The sequence below is a fragment of the Saccharopolyspora aridisoli genome, assembly GCF_004348445.1.
GTDB classification, from domain to species: domain Bacteria; phylum Actinomycetota; class Actinomycetes; order Mycobacteriales; family Pseudonocardiaceae; genus Saccharopolyspora; species Saccharopolyspora aridisoli.
This window is the reverse complement of the sequence record NZ_SMKV01000018.1, coordinates 98,488-117,441: the sequence shown is the minus strand read 5'-3', so window position 1 is coordinate 117,441 and position 18,954 is coordinate 98,488. Positions and strand designations below refer to the sequence as shown.

Genomic DNA, 18,954 nt, shown 5'->3' with positions numbered 1-18,954 from the left:
TTGCCCTGCTGCCGACTGGAGCCGTGGAGCCGTGGGGGTCCCCGGTGCGGGCGGCATGTCCGCCCGCACCGGGGGTCGAATGGTCAGGTGGGAAGACGTTCGCCGGTGGTTGCGGAGAACGCGTGCAGGGCATCCGGCCGTGGGCGCAGGTGGATCTGCTCGCCCTTGGTGACGCCGGCGCGCGGGTCAACGCGGGCGATGACGTCCACCTCGCCGTGGGTGCGGCCGCCTTCGGTGAGCCTGCAGTAGGCGTAGGCGTCAGAGCCGAGTTCCTCGACGAGCGTGACCGCGCCCGCCAACCCCTCTGCGCCCGGGCCGACGACGTTGAGGTCTTCCGGCCTGAACCCGAGCGTGACCGTGGAAGAACCGTCGGCGCGGGCCGCTTCTCGGGTGGTTCGCGGCAGCGGGAGGAACACTTCGCCCAACCGCGCCCCGCCATCGGCGAGGTCACAGGTGGCGAGGTTCATCGCGGGCGAGCCGATGAACCCGGCGACGAAGACGTTCGCGGGCCGCTCGTAGAGAGCGCGCGGGGAGGCGCACTGCTGGAGCACGCCGTTGTTGAGCACCGCGACGCGGTCGCCCATGGTCATGGCTTCGACCTGGTCATGGGTGACGTACACCGTCGTGACACCGAGCCGGCGCTGCAGGGCGGCGATCTGCGAGCGCGTCGACACCCGCAGCTTGGCGTCCAAGTTGGACAGCGGCTCGTCCATGAGGAACACCTGGGGTTCGCGGACGATGGCTCGGCCCATGGCCACCCGCTGCCGCTGCCCACCGGAGAGGGCTTTGGGCTTGCGATCCAGGTACGGCTCCAGGTCGAGCAGTGTCGCGGCCTCGGCGACCCGGCGGTTGATCTCGTCCTTCGGTGATCCGGCGATCTTGAGGGCGAAGCCCATGTTCTGCGCCACGGTCATGTGCGGGTACAAGGCGTAGTTCTGGAACACCATCGCGATGTCCCGGTCCTTCGGCGAGAGGTGGGTGACCTCGCGGTCGCCGATGTGGATCGCGCCGGAGTCCACGTCCTCGAGCCCTGCCAACATCCGCAGGCTGGTCGACTTCCCGCATCCGGACGGCCCGACCAGAACGAGGAACTCGCCGTCGGTGATGTCCAGGGCCAGGTCGTCCACGGCGGGCCGGTCCGCGCCCGGGTACTGCCGGGTCGCCTTGTCATAGGTGATGGTCGCCATCAGGTACCTCTTTCCTCGCCCGCGGCGTTCACAGGGACAGCCAGACGGCGGTGTCGGGCGGGAGCATCTCGTCGTCCAGTTCGCCGCTGGTCAGCAGCACCCGGTCGTGCTCGGGCAGTCGCTGGGCCTTCCCGGAGAGGTTGACCACGCAGGCGAAACCGGGCGTGCGGGTGAACGAAAGGACTCCCTCACCGGCGTCGTTCCAGGCCAGGTCTCCCTCGCCGAGCGCGGGGTGCTCGCGGCGCAGGCGCAGGGCGGAGCGGTAGAGCTCGAGCATCGAGCCCGGATCGCCGGTCTGGACCTCGGCCGTGAGGTCCTCCCACGAATCCGGCTGCGGCAGCCACGGATCCGCCGTGGCGTTGGCCGGGCTGAAGCCGAACGGCGGCTTCTCCCCGGACCACGGGATCGGCACTCGGCAACCGTCTCGGCCGCGCTCGGTGTGCCCGGACCGCTCCCACACCGGGTCCTGGAGCAGCTCCTCCGGGAGATTCTCGACCTCGGGCAGGCCCAGCTCTTCGCCCTGGTAGATGTAGGCGCCGCCGGGCAGCGACAGCATGAGCAGCGCTGCGGCCCGAGCGCGGCGAGTGCCCAGCTCCAGGTCCGTCTCACCGTCCGCCCTGTAGTTCTGGCCCGGAACCCAGTCGACAGGCGGGCGTCCGTAGCGGGTCGCGTGGCGGGGGACGTCGTGGTTGGACAGGACCCAGGTCGCCGGGGCACTCACCGCGTTCAGGCTCGAGGTGGTGGTGTCGATGACCTCGCGCAGGCGCTCGGCCTTCCAGGTCGCCTGCAGGAAGTCGAAGTTGAACGCGGTGTGCAGGCCGTCCGCCCGAACGTAGTTGGCCAGCCGTTGCGGGGTGTCGGCCCAGGCTTCTGCCACGAACTTCCGGTGGCCGGGGTACTCGTCGGCGATGCGCCTCCAGCGCCGGTAGATCTCGTGCACCTCGTCGCGGTCCCAGTGCGGATGCTGTCCTGCGGGGTAGACGTATCCGGATCCCTGCGGTGCGACGACGTCGGGCAGATCGGTGTCCTTGATCAGGCCGTGGGCGACATCGATCCGGAAGCCGTCGATACCGCGGTCGAACCAGAAACGCAGGATCGCTTCGAACTCCTCCCGAACCTCGCGGTGCGCCCAGTTCAGGTCGGGCTGCTGCGGGGCGAACAGGTGCAGGTACCACTCCCCTGGACTGCCGTCGGGTTCGCTCACCCGCGTCCAGGCGGGGCCACCGAAGCAGGAGTTCCAGTTGTTCGGTGGTTCCGACCCGTCCGGGCCGCGGCCTGGTCGGAAGATGTAGCGCGCGCGTTCAGGACTGCCGGGCCCGGCGGCCAGCGCTGCCTGGAACCACTCGTGCTGGTCGGAGGTGTGGTTGGGCACGAGGTCGGGGATGACGCGGATGCCGTGCTCGTGCGCTTCGGCGATGAGCTGGTCAGCGTCATCGAGGGTGCCGAAGCGGGGTTCGATGTCGCGGAAGTCGGCCACGTCGTACCCGGCGTCGGCCTGCGGTGACGGGTACCAGGGATTGATCCAGATGGCGTCAACGCCGAGGTCGCGCAGGTAGGGCAGTTTCGACCGGATTCCGTCGATGTCGCCCATGCCGTCGCCGTTCCCGTCGGCGAAGCTGCGGATGTAGACCTGGTAGATCACCGCATCACGCCACCACGGGGCGGAATCCTGGTGCGAATCGATCAAGTTGTTGTCATGCATCGTTGAGGCCTCTCCTCAGTGATGTGCGGATTACTTGACGCCACCGGCGGTGAGGCCGGCGACGATGCGGCGCTGGAAGATCAGCACGGCGATCACGAGCGGGACGGTGACGACGACACCGGCCGCCATCTGCGTGCCGAAGGGCTGCTCGAACCCCTGCGAGCCGGTGAACTTGGAGATCGCGACGGTGACCGTCTGCATCTCCTTCTCGTTGACCATCGACAACGCGATGATGAACTCGTTCCACGCCATGATGAAGGTCAAGATCGCCGTGGTGAACACGCCCGGGGCCGCCAGCGGCAGGATCACCTTCCGGAACGCCTGGCCCGGCGTGCACCCGTCGATCATGGCCGCCTGTTCGAGTTCCACTGGCATCTGCCGGAAGAACATCGTCAGGTTCCACACCGCCAGCGGCAGCGCGAACGACAAGCTTGGCGTGATCATGGCCTGGTAGGTGTTGATCCAGCCGATGCTGGTGAACAGCTTCAGCAGCGGCACCACCAGTGAGATGCCGGGGAACATGCTGCACGCGATGATCAGCGCCATCACGAGGTTCTTGCCGCGGAAGTCCAGCCGCGCCAAGGCATAGGCCGTGGAGATCCCCACGATCAGAGTCAGCACGGTGGTCACCCCCGCCACCACGAGGCTGTTGGCCAAGGCTCGGCCGAATCCCGTATCCGGTGCGAAGACGGCGAGGAAGTTGTCCACCGACCAGATGCGCGGAACGGGGAAGGTGTCGTACTGGTCAGATGGGCGCCGGAACGCGGTGATCACCATCCAGTAGAACGGCGCCAGGCAGAACGCGACGATGCCGACGATGCCGAGGTGGGGCAGCCAGCGCTTCCAAACGGCTTCCCGCTGATCACCGCGTGCGGATGCGTGGGTGGTCATGCCGTCACCCCCTTTCCTGCCTTGGAACGGGCTTTGCGTCCCTCGCGACGCCGGTTGCGGGTTTCGCCGATGACGTCCGCGCCGAGCAGCTTGACGAAGGCGAAGGCGACGAGGGCCACGTAGCCGAACATGATCGTGGCGTACGCCGCCGCAGGGCCGTAGTGGACATTGGTGGCCTCCTGCCACGCCAGCATGGACAACGTTTCCACCGAGTGCTTCTGCTGTCCGACCAGCACGAACGGCAGGTCGAACATGCGCAGGGCATCCAGCATCCGGAACAGCACCGCCACCAGCAGCGCGGGCTTGACCAGCGGCAGCGTGATGTTCCAGAACCGCCGCCACGCGGTGGCGCCGTCGACCTTGGCCGCCTCGTAGACCTCGTTCGGGATGATCTGCAGGCCCGCGAGGGTCAACAGCCCGACGAACGGGGCGGTCTTCCACACCTCGGCGATGATGACCGCGAGCTGCGCCTGGGGCCCGTCGGTGCTCCACAGGACCTGTTGTCCCAGCATGGTGTTGGCAACGCCGTCCGGGGCGAAGATCCACCGCCACAGCAAACCTGAGACCGCGGTCGGGATCGCCCACGGCACCAGCACGCTCGCCCGGACCAGGCCCCGCCCGCGGAAGGCACGGTGCATGATCAGCGCCATCGCAATGCCCAGCAGCGCCTCCAGGGTGACCGTGGTGACGGTGAAGAACGTCGTGTTGAACATCGCGTTCCAGAACCGGCCCGCGTCCTCGCCCACGATGGCGTTGGTGTAGTTGGCCAGCCCGGCGAACTGATCACCTTCGACGACGAAACCTTCCGCGTCGACGTTCTCACCTTCGGTGTAGAAGGACTGCCGCAACGCCGACAGGAGCGGGTACACCACGACCAGTCCCAGCACCAGCAATGTCGGTGAGACCAGCACACCGGCGAGCCTCGCGGTCCCCGCGGCTCTCCCGGACGGCTTCCTGCTCCGCACACCGCCTTTGCCCGGTGTGGGCACCTGCCTCGCTTCGTCGGCGGGACGCTCGGCGGTCATCGTCATGACATCCCTCGCATGTGTGCGCTCGTGGTTCACGGCCTGCTCAGCTGCTCCAGCCGGCCCTGCATGTCGGCGAGCGCCTGCTGAGAGCTCTTGGCACCGGTCAGCGCCCGGTATGCTTCGTCCTGGATCGCCTGCGTCACTTCTCCGTAGTTGATGACGCGCGGACGTGGTTCGGCGTGGGTGATCGACTCCTTCAGCACCGGCAGGTAGGGGTACTTCGCCTGCAGGGCCGGGTCGTCGTAGACCGAAGCGAGCGAGGGCGCCGAAGCCCCGACGTCCAAGGCGAACTTCTGCTGCTGCTCGCTGGTGCGGAACTTGATGAAGTCCAGCGCAGTGGCCTTGTTCTTGCCGTAGGCCGAAATCGCCAGGTTGTGGCCGCCCAGACTCGACACACCCGGACCCGACAGCCCCGGCAACGGGGCGACGTCGAACTTGCCGGCCACCGAGGACGACCCGTCGGTCTTGCTCAGACTTGCCCACTGGGCGGGCCACCACCGCGTGAAGACGAGCTTGCCGTCCTGGAAGGCGTTGCGCGACTCCGCTTCCTTGAAGGCGATCGCTTCCTTGGGGATCATGCCCGACCGGAATCCCTCGACCAGGAAGTCCAGGCCTCGCTCGGCTTCGGGCGTGTTGACGTGCGGTTTGCCGTCAGCGCCCACGATCTCGCCACCCGCGCTGTGCACCGCTTCAGCGAAGTTCGCGACCATGCCCTCGTACTTCTCGAACTGACCGGTGTAGCAGGACATTCCGCCCGCCTCGGGCAGCGCGAGCACCTTCGCGCACGCCTGCTGCACCTCCGACCAAGTCCTCGGTGGAGCGACACCTGCCTTGGCGAGGAGGTCCTTGCGGAAGTACAGCATCGCCCCGTCCGAACCGTGCGGAACGGCGAACAGCCGACCGCGGTACTCGGCGGTCTCCAGGTTCGGCCGCAGGAACTTCGAGGTGTCGAACTGCTCCTTGGGCAGCGGCGAGATCCACCGGTTGGCAGCGAACTCCGACATCCACACGTTGTCGAGGTCCAGCACCGTGAACGCGTCGGATTTGGTCTGCGCGTTCTGGATCATCTGCTGCCGCTGGTCGTCGCCCGAGGCGGGCAGCTCGACCAGCCGGACCGGCTCCTGCGGATGAGTTCTGTTCCACTCCTCGACGATCCTCGGGTTGAGCCCGGACCCGTCATCCTTGCCGGTCGCGAAGGTGATCGGCCCTCGCCCCTCCAGCTTGTCGGACTGCTGCGAGCCCTGGGAGCCGTTGCCGCACGCGGCGGCGAGCAGCAACGACGAGATCATGATCGATAAAGTCGTAGCGCGTCTCAATTTCACGTCGATCTCCTTTGTTCGACCTCTCCCTGGCAGCACGAAGCCAGGTCAAGAGCTGCAGAGACGGTGTTGCGGCCATCCGGCCGCCCGCCGTGATGGGGCGATCCCTCGGCAAACCTCAAGATCGTTGAGGAGCCGGGAACGGCCAACCAGTGCGATGGGGGTGGCGCTGAGCTGGGCAGGCCGTAGCCCTCGGCGAGTTTCTTCGTAATTAATTTAAGTGCGTAGAAAGGTAAGCTGTGGCGCTAACCCCGTCAAGGGGCGGGGTCGAACCACTTCGAACGGAAGCCCACCCCTCCTCTACGTCAGAAGTATCCGCTGCTCACAACGCCACACGGCGGCAAAGGAACCCCCGCGTTGACCCGCCAGGGCCCGGCGCCTAACCTGTGACTTCGTTCAGAAACAGCGAAAGGGGTGGCTGGGTGGCCTCACCGTCGACAGACCACCACCGCGCGGCCGTCCTCGCCCTGGCAGGGACGTCCGGCTCGTTGAGCCGGACCGAGATCGCGCAGCGGCTGGGTCTCAGCCCGGCGACCGTGACCCAGGTGACCAAGGAACTGATCTCTCACGGCCTGCTCGAAGAACTCGCCTCAGCTCCCTCACGCGGTGGAAGACCCGCGCAGCTGCTCGGCCTGGCCGGTTCACCCAAGCGCGCGCTGGGAGTCAAGGTAGCGCCGGACCGCCTCGCCATCTCCGACGTGGAACTCGACGGGACCGTGCGCGACCTCTCCGTCCACGATTTCGATCCCGCTTCCGCAGACGCGCTCGGCCACCTCACCGACACGCTCGCAGCCGTGATCGACGGCATCGACGGGGACGGCAGCTCGATCCTGGGAATCGGCCTCGGCGTGCCCGGCGGAGTCCACGACCCCGCCGAGGGAGTCGTGAACGCAGACATCCTGGGCTGGCGCGGCCTGCCCCTCGGACGACGACTGCGAACCAGCCTCGAACTGCCCGTGCTGGTGGACAACGACGTCAACGCCCTGGCCGCCGCCGACTGCCTCTACGGCAGAGGCCGCCACCACCGCGACTTCCTGATCGTCACCATCGGAGCCGGCATCGGAGCGGCGATCGTGACCAGCGATGTGGTGTACCGAGGCGCGCACGGAGACGCCGGCGAACTCGGCCACACACCGGTCGATCCGCACGGCCCCGAATGCGTGTGCGGCAACCGCGGTTGCCTCGAAGCGATCATCGGTGATCGCGCGCTGGTCTCCGCAGCACACCGCGAGGGTGTTCTGACCGCCGTCGACACGATCTCCGATCTCCACACCGCCGCGGACCAGGGAGACCCCACAGCACGAGCGATCCTCCGCAACGCCGGAGAAATCCTCGGACGATCGGTTGCCGGCCTGGTCAACATCGTCGATCCCGAAACGGTCGCGATCTACGGCGAGGGAACCACCGCCTGGCAGCACTGGCGCCCGGGCTTCGAACCGGCACTCCGTGCCCACCTGCCCGCCCTGCGCAACCACATCCCCGTCGAGATAGACCGCTCGGACGACCAGACCTGGACACAAGGAGCCGCAGCGCTGATCATGTCGACACCGTTCGACACGACAGGAGCAGCCCGCGAACAGGGCGAGCAGATCCGCGCCCGATTGACCAGCACCCACAGCGGTCACCAGGACAACACGCACGGGCGGCCCGAACCTGTCGCTTGAACCCGTGCACAGGGCAAGAGGATGTGGGCGCAATCCCGCAGACGCGGGGCCCTTCGCGGAACACCAGGTGCAAGAATCCGGCGATAGCCCGGTCGAGCCCCACGATGCGGAGGCCGAGACCGCTACGCAGATCGCCACCTGTGTTACCACCGCTCGCGTGCGGCTGCGAAGGATTTTGCTTGACTTGCGATCTTGGCCGGTTCCATCGGATGCCCCAGGCCACCTCGCGACATGTTCGCGGCGAGCGGAGTCGCGACGTAGGACTGCCAAATTGCTCACCTTGCTGAGAAACCCACTACCAAGGTCCTGATCAACGAGCTGATCACCCCCGCCCTCGAGATCGCGCACACGCTCGGGATCACCGAACATGACGTGCTGCACCCGGAACGAGTGCGCTCGGCCGAGGAGAGTACGTGGCCCACAACAGGGAGCTAGTCGAACACCCCCTACCGGTACCGATTACTTCGACGGCACCGGACTCATTCCCGGAACCGACCTTCAAACTCTTACGAAGTTTTTTTCCGCCTGCCAAGGACGTTCTTCAACCGAACTGCTGGAGCGTCTGCGTCGGATGTGGGAGGTTGCGATCGGGCTGGCCCTCCCCGGAGGGAACCACCGAACCCTCCGCCCAATGGGTCCAACGGCTGGCAAAACCCTCGGCTCCGAGGAGCACCGACCATGGTGGCCAGGTTTGCACCCAGCCACCATCCTCAGCGCTCCGCCGTTCAGCTGTTGCTGGGGAAGCCCAGGTCGATGCCGCCGTCGCTCGGGTCGGGCCACCGGGTGGTGATGACCTTGCCCCGGGTGTAGAAGTGCACGCCGTCGTTGCCGTAGATGTGGTGGTCGCCGAACAGCGAGTCCTTCCAGCCGCCGAAGGAGTGGTACCCCACCGGCACCGGGATCGGGACGTTGACGCCGACCATGCCGGCCTGGACCTCGAGCTGGTAGCGGCGAGCGGCACCGCCGTCGCGGGTGAAGATCGCCGTGCCGTTGCCCCACCGCGAGGAGTTGATCAGCTCCAGGCCCTCTTCGTAGGAGGAGGCGCGGACCACGGCCAGCACCGGGCCGAAGATCTCGTCGCGGTAGGCGTCCATGTCGGGGGTGACCTTGTCCAGCAGGCTCACGCCGACGAAGAAGCCATTCTCGTGGCCGTCGACCTTGAAGTCGGTGCCGTCCACGACGACTTCGGCGCCCTGCTCGCGGGCTCCGGGCACGTAGGAGGCGACCTTGTCCCGGTGCGCGGCGGTGATCAGCGGGCCCATCTCCGAGGCCGGGTCGTTGCCCGGTCCGATGGTGAGGTTGCGGGCGCGTTCGGCGATCTTGTCGACCAGCTCGTCGCCGATCGGGTCGACCGCGACGACCACCGAGACGGCCATGCACCTCTCGCCCGCCGAGCCGTAGGCGGCCGAGACCGCGGCGTCGGCGGTCTGGTCGAGGTCGGCATCCGGCAGGACCAGCATGTGGTTCTTCGCCCCGCCCAGCGCCTGCACCCGCTTGCCGTGGGCACTGGCGGTGTCGTGGACGTGCTTGGCGATCGGGGTGGATCCGACGAAGCTCACCGCCGTCACGTCGGGGTGTTCCAGAATCCGGTCCACGGCGGTCTTGTCGCCGTGCACCAGGTTCAGCACGCCGTCGGGCAGCCCGGCTTCGATGGCCAGTTCGACCAGCCGCAGCGTGGCCGAGGGGTCCTTCTCGCTGGGCTTGAGGACGAAGGTGTTGCCGCAGGCGATGGCCAGCGGGAACATTTACATCGGCACCATGGCCGGGAAGTTGAACGGCGTGATCCCGGCAACCACCCCCAGCGGCTGCCGGATCGATTCCACGTCGACCCGGGTGGAGACCTGGGTGGAGGTCTCGCCCTTGAGCAGCTGCGGGATCCCGCACGCCAGCTCCACGATCTCCAGGCCGCGGGCGACCTCGCCCAGCGCGTCGGAGTGGACCTTGCCGTGCTCGGCGGTGATCAGCGAGGCGATCTCGTCGCGGTGCTTGTTGAGCAGTTCGCGGTAGTTGAACAGCACCTGCGTGCGCTTGGCCAGCGACGCGGCGCCCCAGGACTTGAACGCCTGCGCCGCCGAGGCGACAGCGGCGTCCACTTCGGACACGTCAGCGAAGGCGACCTGCGCGGTCTGCTCCCCCGTCGCCGGGTTCGTCACGGCGCCGGAGCGGCCGGAGCTGCTCTCGGCAACCTTGCCGTCGATCCAGTGCTGAATGGTCCTCAAAGCAATTCCCTCACGATCTTCGAACTCACAGGTGGTGGCGCTGTGCTCGCGCTTGGTCCTCGTAGCGCTTGCGCGCCAGCTGGGTGCTCTCGCGGGTGGAGACTTCGGCGACCGGCACGTCCCACCACGCTTCCGGTGGCAGCTGCGCCTTGGCCGGGTCGGTTTCGACGTACACCGCGGTCGGGCGCTCCGAGGCGCGTGCCGCGCTCAGCGCGTTGCGCAGCTCGTCCACTGTGGAGGCGCGCAGCACGTCCATGCCGAAGCTCTCGAGATTGGCGGCCAGATCCACCGGCAGCGGTTCACCGGTGAACTTGCCCTCGGTGTCGCGGTAGCGGTAGGCGGTGCCGAAGCGCTCCCCGCCGACCTTCTCCGACAGGCCGCCGATGGAGGCGTAGCCGTGGTTCTGCACCAGGACCACGTTGATCTTGATGCCTTCCTGCACGGCGGTGACCAGCTCCGTCGGCATCATCAGGTACGTTCCGTCACCGACCAGCGCGAACACCTCCCGCGACGGGTCGGCAAGCCGGGCACCGATCGCGGCCGGGATCTCGTAGCCCATGCAGGAGAACCCGTACTCGACGTGGTACTGCCGGGGTTCCTTGGCCCGCCACAGCTTGTTGAGGTCTTCGGGCATTGACCCGGCCGCGTTGATGACCACGTCCCGCTCGCCGAGGACCTCGTCGAGGGCCCCGAGCACCTCGGCCTGGCCGGGTCGCTCGGTGCCGGTGGCGCTGCGCGTGACCCGGTCGATCACCTGCGCCCATCGCTGCGCGCCCGCGCGGTACTCCCGCACGTAGTCCTCGGACACCCGGTGCCCGTCCAGCGCGCTGGTCAGCTGCTCCAAGGTGACGCGCGCATCGCCGATCACCGGGGTGGCCGCCTGCTTGTGGGCGTCCAGCGAGGTGACGTTGATGTTGACGAATGCGACGTCCGGGTTGGCGAACAGGGTCCGGGACGCGGTGGTGAAGTCCGAGTAGCGGGTACCGACACCGATGATCAGGTCCGCGGCGCGAGCGATGTCATCGGAGACCGCGGTGCCAGTGTGCCCGATCGACCCCAGCTCGCAGGGGTGGTCGAAGCGCAACGAACCGCGTCCGGCCTGCGTTTCCGACACCGGGATCCCGGTGCTTTCGGCGAAGGACTTCAACGCCTCCTCGGCACCGCTGTGGTGCACTCCTCCCCCGGCGATGATCAGAGGGCGCTTCGCCGCACGGATCTTGTCCGCGGCCTCGGCGATCGACTGCGCGTCCGGCGCCGGTCGGTGGACGCGCCAGACGCGTTCGGTGAAGAACTCCTCCGGCCAGTCGTAGGCCTCGGCCTGCACGTCCTGCGGCAGCGCGAGGGTGACCGCGCCGGTCTCAACCGGGTCGGTGAGCACCCGCATCGCATCCAGCGCCGAGGGCATCAGCGCCTCCGGCCGCCAGATGCGGTCGAAGTAGCGCGACACCGGACGCAGGCAGTCGTTGACCGAGACGTCCCGGGCGTGCGGCACTTCCAACTGCTGCAGCACCGGATCCGCGGGGCGCGTCGCGAAGATGTCGCCCGGCAGCAGCAGCACCGGCAGGTGGTTGATCGTGGCCAGCGCCGCCCCGGTGACCAAGTTCGTCGCGCCCGGGCCGATCGAGGTGGTGCAGGCGTAGGTCGACATCCGGTTGCGCTGGCGGGCGAACCCGACCGCCGCGTGCACCATCGCCTGCTCGTTGCGTCCCTGCAAGTAGGGCATCTCGCCCTCGGATTCCAGCAGTGCCTGGCCGATGCCGGCGACGTTGCCGTGGCCGAAGATGCCCCAGCAGCCGGCGATCAGCCGCTGCCGTTCGCCGTCGCGCTCGGTGTGCTGGTTGGCCAGGAACCGCACCAAGGCCTGTGCGACGGTCAACCGCCGGGTGCTCATCGTCCCTCCACTGAGGTCTGTTCGGGTGCCGTGTACAGCGGCAGCCGCGAATCGATCAACTGCTCGGCCCAGGTGTCGCGCACCCACGCGTGCGCGGGGTCGTCGCAGATCAGCCAGGCGCGGTCCGGCGAGGGACCGGCCATGACGTTGAGGTAGTACATGTCGTAGCCGGGCACCGCCATCGACGGCCCGTGCCAGCCGTCCGGGATCAGCACCACGTCACCGCTGGAGACCTCGGCCAGCACGTCGGTCGTGCGGTCCGGTCCCGACGGGTACACCCGCTGGTACCCCACACCCGGGCTGCCGTGCGAGCCGGCGATCTCGAAGTAGTAGATCTCCTCCAGCTGCGATTCGCCCTCGCGCTCCACGTCGTGCTTGTGCGGCGGGAACGACGACCAGTTCCCCGACGGCGTGAGCACCTCGACGGCGATCAGCCGGTCGGCCTCGAAGACGTGCGCCGCGCCGAAGTTGTTGACCTGGCGGCTGGCCTGCCCGGCACCCCGCAGCTCCACCGGCACACCGGAGGCCGGTCCGTAGCGGGCGGGCAGCCGGTTCTCGCAGCGCGCCCCGGTCAGCGCGAACCGGCCACCGGCGGCGCTGCTGATCCGCACTTGCGCGTCCCTGGGCACGTAGGCGAAGTCGGTGACGCCGTCGAACACGCTCGTGCGCCCGGCGAGCTCGAAGGTCTCGCCGTCGCACTCCACGGTGCAGCCACCGGTCAGCGGCAGCACGATCCACTCGCTGTCGCCGGTGGCCAGCTCGTGCTCCCCACCGGGCCAGAGTTCGAGCACCCGAAGCGACGAATAGCCCCACCCGGCCGATTCCGGTTCCACGCAGGTGGTGTACTCACCCCGCGCCGTGGTGCCGGCGGGGCAGTAGAAGCGCTTGTCAGTCAACGCTGATCCTCCCAAGCTCACAGCAGGCCGACCGCGGCGTCAACGGCGCCGGCGACGTCGTCGTCGTGCGGGTACAGCAGGGTCCGGCCGACGACGAGACCGCGCACGTTCGGCAGTTGCAGCGCCTTGTGCCAGCGCTCGTGGGTAGCCGCCGGATCAGCGGACACCTCGCCGCCCAGCAGCACCGTCGGCAGTGTGGAGGCTTCCAGGGCGCGGCCGATCTGGTCGATGTCGTCGACCACCGGCACCTTCAGCCAGGTGTGCGCGGAGGTGCCACCGAGACCCGAGGCGATGGCGATGGAGCGCGCGACCGCCTCCACCGACAGGTCGTTGCGCACCTTGCCGTCGATCCGGCGCGAGAGGAACGGCTCGACCATCGCCATGAGCCCGCGCTCGGCGAGCTCGTTGACCGCGTTCGCCGCGCCGCACATGGTGTTCAGCGATCCGGGATCGCTGTAGTCCAGGCGCAGCAACAACTTCCCGGCGTCGAACCGCAGCCGCTCGATGTCGGCCGCGCGATGTCCGGTGAACCGGTCGTCGAGCTCGAAGTCCGCCCCGGCAAGGCTGCCGCGGTTCATCGAGCCGATGACGACCTTGTTCTCCAAAGCACCTAGCAGCAGCAGATCTTCCAGGATGTCGGCGGTGCCCAGCACGCCGTCCACCCCGGGGCGCTGCAACGCGATGCACAGCCTCTCCAGCAGGTCAACACGGTTGCCCATGGCCAGCGGGTTGTCACCGGCGGCCAACGCCCCGCGCGCGGGGTGATCGGCGGCCACGATCATCATGCGGCCGTTCTCGCCCAGCAGAGGCCGCCGGGTCCGGGCGGCCGCTGCCTGCGCGATCGCCTCCGGGGTGGTGGCGCGCACCTGGGTGAGGTCGGTGATGCTCGGTGAAGACACGGTTCTCGCTCTCTGCGGGTCAGGCGCTGCGCGCCGACTTGTCGGAATTCGGGGACAACAGGGCCTCGACCTCGTGCTCGTAGGGCATCGCCGACGAGCAGGCCAGCCGCGAGGCCACCAGCGCGCCCGCGGCGTTGGCGAACCGCATGGTCCGCTCGGGCTCCCAGCCCTTCAGCAGGCCGTGGCACAGCGCACCGCCGAAGGCATCGCCCGCGCCCAGGCCGTTGACCACCTCGACCGGCATCGGCGGCGCGACCACCTCGGAGTCGCGGGTGCGGGCCAGCACGCCCTTCGGACCCTGCTTGACCACGGCGAGCTCCACCCCGGCATCCAGCAGCAATTCGGCGGCCTTGCCCGGATCGCGGGAGCCGACCGCGCGCTCGACCTCGTCGAGGTTGCCGACCGCCACCGTGACGTGCGGCAGGGCCTGCTGGTACCAGTGCCGCGCCTCGTCGTGGTCCGGCCAGAACATCGGCCGCCAGTCGAGGTCGAACACGGTGGTGCCGCGCTTGGCCCGGTGCCGCAGCGCGGCCAGCGTCGCCGACCGGCTGGGCTCCTCGGCCAAGCCCGTGCCGGTCATCCAGAACACGCGCGCCTCGGCGATCGCGTCGAGGTCGAGCTCGTCGGCGTGGATCTCCAGGTCCGGCGCCTTGGGCTGGCGGTAGAAGTACAGCGGGAAGTCATCCGGCGGGAAGACCTCGCAGAAGGTCACCGGAGTCGGGTACTGCTCGACGGCACTCACCCAGCGATCGTCGACGTCGAAGCCTTGCAGGGCCTGGTGGATGTACTCGCCGAACGGGTCGGCGCCGGTGCGGCTGATCACCGCGCTGCGGTGGCCGAGCCGGGCGGCCGCCACCGCGACGTTCGTGGCACTCCCACCCAGGTACTTGCCGAATGATTCCACCTGCGGCAGCGGCACACCGGTCTGCAACGGGTAGATGTCCACCCCGATCCGCCCCATCGTGATGACCTCGAACGGGCTGCCCATGGCGGAAACCTCCGGGGACGACATCGGCCGCGAAAACGGCCGGAACAGCTGACTGCCCCTTGTCTACTCGGCAGCCAGAACAGGTGTCAATAATTTGTCAGTACATATTCACTTAATAACGTCGGGTGGTCCTGATATCAAGCAGCAGTGACCACCAGCCAGCGCCGCCTAACCCCGCAACCCTCCTGGGACCCGGCCCTTCGACTTCTCCCTCCGCGGCGACACCTGACCGCCCGGGCGAACCCTTCGAAAGCGAAGAGATCCGCTCGGGCGGTCCGTGCAGTCACAAGGCCATAACTGGCACGCTGAGAGTGCTTTCGCCGGGCGGCAACTCGGCGGTGATCTCGACGCGACGAGGGCGCAAACACACGATGTAGACGACCACGCTGCGGTGCACGGAGCGGGTGCTTCAGCTGCGCGCGGCATTGCCCTGGCCCTCGGAGGGTTTGACCGCAAGCACGGGCACCGGCGAGTCGAGGAGCAGGCGCTGGCTTACGCTGCCGAAGAATGCCTTGCCCACTGGGCTTCGCTGCTTGACGCCGATGACGAGGCGGGTGCCATTCCGCTCGGTGATTTCGTCGAGCACTGCGTCGACGGGGTCCCGGTCATCGGGACCGAGGCGGTCAACGACGGTGACGGACACTGCCGGATCGAGCGGGGCAATATCGAGTTGGCGCAGCCCCAAGTTGACCGCGACGAGGTCTGTGCCGATTTGCTTGGCCTCGGCCACTGCGGCCGTGAACGCGACGGCACCTTCGGGGCTATCCGGTACAGCAACGATGATGGTCATGATGGTCCTACCCGTTGGACTCGGTTGAGTGCGTTTGCTGAGCGCGGATGCCTAGTTCAGCGGAAGTCGCCCTTGGCGAAGGACTCTTCGAGCTCCTCCAGGGAGCGTCCGCTGGTGTTGGGCAGCATCTTCCAGAGGAAGCCGATGCAGAAGAGGCCGAGGACGAAGAACACCAGGTATGCGCCTGCCAGCCCGGTGACGTCGAGCATGATCGGGAAACCATAGGTCAGAACAGCGTTGGTCATCCACAGCATCAGGACGGCGGCCCCCATACCGAATCCCCGGAGTCGCAGAGGGAAGATTTCCGACAGGCAGACCCACACCGGCACGTTGAGCATCAGCTGCATGGCGAACACGAACAAACCGATGACACCGAGGATGATGTAGGCCTTGACGACGCCCTCAGGCAGGAAGAACGCGGCGCAGACGATCGATCCGTGACACGTGGTGGTGGCAACGAACCCACTGATGATGAGCTTGCGGCGAGGAACGCGGTCGATCAGCACCCACAAGCAGATGATCGAGGCGATCACACCGAACGAACCGGGCACAGCGGCGTTCGCGATCGTCGCCGTGTTCTCGTCGAAGCCGGCGGTGATCAGCAACTGCTGCCCGTAGTACAGCACCGAATTGATCCCGGTGCACTGTTGCGCGATCGCCAGACCGACCGCGGCAATCAGCAGGTGACGCACCCAGGGGACGGACAGGTCGGAGATCCCGCCGGTCTGCGCTTGCTCCTCCTCCTCGGCGAGCTGTTCGACCTCGGCCATCTCCGCGCGTGCTCGATCCTCGGTGCGCACCTGCATCAGCACCGCGAGGGCGTCGTCGTGCCGGTCTTTCGAGATCAACCAGCGCGGGGATTCCGGCATCCGCAGCATGCCGATGAACAGCACGACCGCTGGGATGGCGCACACGGCCAGCATGTAACGCCACACGCCCTCGTGGTCACCCCAGATGTTGGCGATGACGGCGTTGACGATGAAGGCGAGCAGCTGGCCAGTGACGATCACCAGCTCGTTGCGGCCGCTGAGGGTGCCGCGACGTTCGGTCGGTGCCAACTCGGCCAAATACACGGGGACGGTGACCGAAGCTCCGCCGACTGCGAGGCCGAGGATGAATCGCGCCGGCAGCATGACGGTGAGGTTCGGGGCGAAGACGGCCCCGAACGTGCCGACGAAGAAGATGACGGCGAGGATCGTCAAGGTCTTCTTGCGACCGAGGCTGTCGTTCATCCGTCCGCAGGTGAGGGCACCGACGGCGGCACCGATGAGCAAGGTGGCACCGACGAGGCCCTCGGTGAACGAGGTGAGGCCGAGATCGGCCTTCATCGGTTCCAGCGCTCCGTTGAGGACTCCGGTGTCGTAGCCGAAGAGCAGGCCACCGAAGGTGGCGACGACTGCGATGAGATCCAGTCGTTTCTGATGCGGCCCCGGCCGCAGCGATGGGAGCGAGATACCGCTCGTGCCGGGTGCTGGTCTGTCGTGGGACATCGATGTCTCCATTCTCGTCCGCAGATTGCGGTGACCAAGCGCGGTGGACAACCCCTCGCGCAAGGGGTGAGGCCCTTGGGGCTCTGTGTTCCTGGGTGTTCGAGTCAGCCGGCAGCAGTGAAGGCGGCTTCGAACGCCTCCAGTGCGGCGTCCGGGTCGTCGGCGGCCCAGGCCTCGAGTCCGACGACTCCTGTGTAGCCGATCCGCTTCAACGCAGCGGCGACAGCTGGGTAGTTGATCTCACCGGTTCCCGGTTCACAACGCCCGGGCACGTCGGCGACCTGGATCTCCCCGATGTACGGCAGTGCCTCGGTGACGAGCTCGATCAGGTTTCCCTCGCCGATCTGCGCGTGGTAGAGGTCCAGGTTCAATCGCAGGTTCGGATGGTCAACGGCCCGTACCAGGGCAAGGGTGTCGGCTGCCGTGGCGAACGGCGTGCCGGGGTGGTCGACTGCGAGGTTGAGGTTCTCGAGCACGAAGGTCCGGCCCGCTTGGGCGCCGAGTTCAGCGACCTGGCGCAGGGTGTTGGCGGCGGTGAGCCACATCGCGGGCGTCACCACCTGAACGGGCCGGACCGGCAGCCCGCCCTCGCCGAGGCCGGTGCCGTGCAAGTTGAGCCGAGGGCAGTCGAGGCGCTCGGCGACCTCGAGCGAGCGGCGGGCGCTGGCGAGCAGGTCCGCGATCCCTTCCGGCTCGGTGAGATTGCCGGTCAAATAGCCGGTCATAGAGGAGAATTCCGCGCCCGAGGCGGCCAGCGACTCGACGTCCTTGGACGACCAGTCCCAGATCTCCACCAGCAACCCACGATCAGCGATTCGCTTGATCCGGTCGAGGAAGGGCAGATCGAGGTAGAGCATTTCGGCGCAAGCGGCCAAGCGGATGCCAGTCACGAGGCGACCTCCAATGCGATGTCGGCCAGCTTCACGGCAGCGCCGGTGGACGCGCTGCGGATCGCGGCGAGCGCGACGCTCAGCGCGGTACGGGCGTCCTCACCGGTCACCGGCGCGGGTGTGCCGGAACGAATTGCGCTGGTGAAAGCAACGAACTCGGCGAGGTAGGCGTCGCGCAGCAGCTCGGTGTCGCGGCGCGCGGTGTCGATGCCGATCCCATCCGGGCCGTAGTAGGTCATGTCGCTGGCCCGGCCGTCGCCAGCGGTGACCATGCCACCCGAGCCGAACACCTCAGCCCGGACGTCGTAGCCGTACAGCGCGCTGAAACTCGCCTCCGCGGTCGCGATTGCACCGTTGTCGAACTCGACGGTGACCACGGCCGTGTCGAGATGGCCGGAGTGCTTGGCGTCCGGGCGGATCAGCGCATCGGCCAATGCGGTGACCCGGAGGGGACGCGCGCCCGGGTTGAGGAAGCACAGCGCGTCGAAGTCGTGGATCAGCGTTTCCAAGAAGATGGTCCCGGGCGGGATCTGCCCAGGATCGGCCGAGAACGGACCGGGATCGCGGGTCACGGATCGCAGCAGTTGTGGAGCCCCGACCTTCCCGGCGTCGATCGCGGCGCGCGCCGCCGCCCAACCAGGCGCGAACCGGCGGTTGAACCCGACCTGCAGCACCACACCCGCATCGCGCGCTGCCGCGATGGCGCGGTCCGCGTCAGCGAGGGTCACTGCCATCGGCTTTTCGACGAAGACGTGCTTACCCGCAGCTGCCGCCTGCAGGACCAGGTCGGTGTGGGTCCGAGCCGGCGTGGTGATCAAAACACCATCGACATCCGGCTGCGCCAGAACGGCCTCGACCGACCGTTCGACCACGGCGACGCCGAGATCGGCGGCGAGACGCTCCGCATTCGGCGTGGGATCGGCGACGGCGACGAGCTCAGCACCGGGGACGTGACGGGCCACGAGCTCGGCGTGGTTCGAGCCGATCCGCCCCGCGCCGACCAGCGCCAACCGCACCGGAGGATTCAACGACATGTGACTCTCCGAACTGGGATGTAGAAGACTAGAACGTTCTAGTGCTACGTTCTAGTCGGCGATGCT

The 18,954-nt window shown here is 67.7% G+C and carries 14 protein-coding genes and 1 pseudogene; 1 reads left to right on the top strand and 14 read right to left on the bottom strand.

From position 1 onward, the window contains the following. Positions 1-83: 83 nt before the first annotated feature. From E1161_RS16490 to E1161_RS16470, 5 genes are read right to left on the bottom strand one after another with little or no spacing between them, the layout of a single operon-like run. Positions 84-1,187 carry an ABC transporter ATP-binding protein gene (locus tag E1161_RS16490; RefSeq protein ID WP_132624196.1) on the bottom strand — a complete coding sequence of 368 codons (1,104 nt, stop codon included), beginning with the start codon at positions 1,185-1,187 and terminating at the stop codon, positions 84-86. 28 nt (positions 1,188-1,215) lie between these two features. Beyond that, complete coding sequence (locus tag E1161_RS16485) at positions 1,216-2,889, bottom strand: glycoside hydrolase family 13 protein (protein ID WP_132624194.1); 1,674 nt, start codon at positions 2,887-2,889, stop codon at positions 1,216-1,218. Between the two features lie 30 nt (positions 2,890-2,919). Beyond that, positions 2,920-3,780 carry a carbohydrate ABC transporter permease gene (locus tag E1161_RS16480; RefSeq protein WP_132624192.1) on the bottom strand — a complete coding sequence of 287 codons (861 nt, stop codon included), beginning with the start codon at positions 3,778-3,780 and terminating at the stop codon, positions 2,920-2,922. After that, entirely contained in the window at positions 3,777-4,805 is a 1,029-nt protein-coding gene (locus tag E1161_RS16475) for a carbohydrate ABC transporter permease (RefSeq protein WP_132624190.1), read from the bottom strand. Before E1161_RS16475 ends, E1161_RS16480 begins: the two co-directional genes overlap by 4 nt. A 35-nt stretch (positions 4,806-4,840) precedes the next feature. Then, positions 4,841-6,097, bottom strand: coding sequence for an ABC transporter substrate-binding protein (locus E1161_RS16470; RefSeq protein ID WP_132624237.1), 1,257 nt, complete (start codon positions 6,095-6,097; stop codon positions 4,841-4,843). A 452-nt stretch (positions 6,098-6,549) separates the two neighbouring features. Here E1161_RS16470 and E1161_RS16465 point away from each other — a divergent pair, with 452 nt between their 5' ends. Then, on the top strand, positions 6,550-7,791 hold the full coding sequence (locus E1161_RS16465) for an ROK family transcriptional regulator (RefSeq protein WP_132624188.1): 1,242 nt from the start codon (positions 6,550-6,552) through the stop codon (positions 7,789-7,791). A gap of 725 nt (positions 7,792-8,516) precedes the next feature. Here E1161_RS16465 and E1161_RS16460 read toward each other — a convergent pair. The 9 genes and pseudogenes from E1161_RS16460 to E1161_RS16420 form a co-directional block, all read right to left on the bottom strand. Further along, a pseudogene (locus E1161_RS16460) lies at positions 8,517-10,010 on the bottom strand (CoA-acylating methylmalonate-semialdehyde dehydrogenase). 25 nt (positions 10,011-10,035) lie between these two features. After that, positions 10,036-11,901, bottom strand: a complete 1,866-nt coding sequence (iolD, locus tag E1161_RS16455; RefSeq protein WP_132624186.1) for a 3D-(3,5/4)-trihydroxycyclohexane-1,2-dione acylhydrolase (decyclizing) — start codon at positions 11,899-11,901, stop codon at positions 10,036-10,038. Beyond that, positions 11,898-12,797, bottom strand: a complete 900-nt coding sequence (gene iolB / locus E1161_RS16450) for a 5-deoxy-glucuronate isomerase (protein ID WP_132624184.1) — start codon at positions 12,795-12,797, stop codon at positions 11,898-11,900. The genes iolD and iolB overlap by 4 nt, the downstream gene beginning before the upstream one ends. Before the next feature lie 17 nt (positions 12,798-12,814). Beyond that, a complete protein-coding gene (locus E1161_RS16445) occupies positions 12,815-13,696 on the bottom strand; it encodes a Cgl0159 family (beta/alpha)8-fold protein (protein ID WP_132624182.1) in 882 nt (293 codons plus the stop codon). Positions 13,697-13,715: 19 nt separating this feature from the next. Beyond that, positions 13,716-14,684 (bottom strand): 5-dehydro-2-deoxygluconokinase, encoded by a 969-nt coding sequence (gene iolC / locus E1161_RS16440; protein ID WP_132624180.1) that lies wholly within the window; start codon positions 14,682-14,684, stop codon positions 13,716-13,718. Positions 14,685-15,093: 409 nt separating this feature from the next. After that, entirely contained in the window at positions 15,094-15,474 is a 381-nt protein-coding gene (locus tag E1161_RS16435) for a universal stress protein (RefSeq protein WP_132624178.1), read from the bottom strand. A 56-nt stretch (positions 15,475-15,530) separates the two neighbouring features. Further along, positions 15,531-16,964, bottom strand: coding sequence for a sugar porter family MFS transporter (locus E1161_RS16430; RefSeq protein ID WP_132624176.1), 1,434 nt, complete (start codon positions 16,962-16,964; stop codon positions 15,531-15,533). A 104-nt stretch (positions 16,965-17,068) separates the two neighbouring features. After that, positions 17,069-17,854, bottom strand: coding sequence for a TIM barrel protein (locus E1161_RS16425; protein WP_235875077.1), 786 nt, complete (start codon positions 17,852-17,854; stop codon positions 17,069-17,071). Beyond that, positions 17,851-18,888, bottom strand: coding sequence for a Gfo/Idh/MocA family oxidoreductase (locus E1161_RS16420; protein ID WP_132624174.1), 1,038 nt, complete (start codon positions 18,886-18,888; stop codon positions 17,851-17,853). Before E1161_RS16420 ends, E1161_RS16425 begins: the two co-directional genes overlap by 4 nt. Positions 18,889-18,954: the final 66 nt, after the last annotated feature.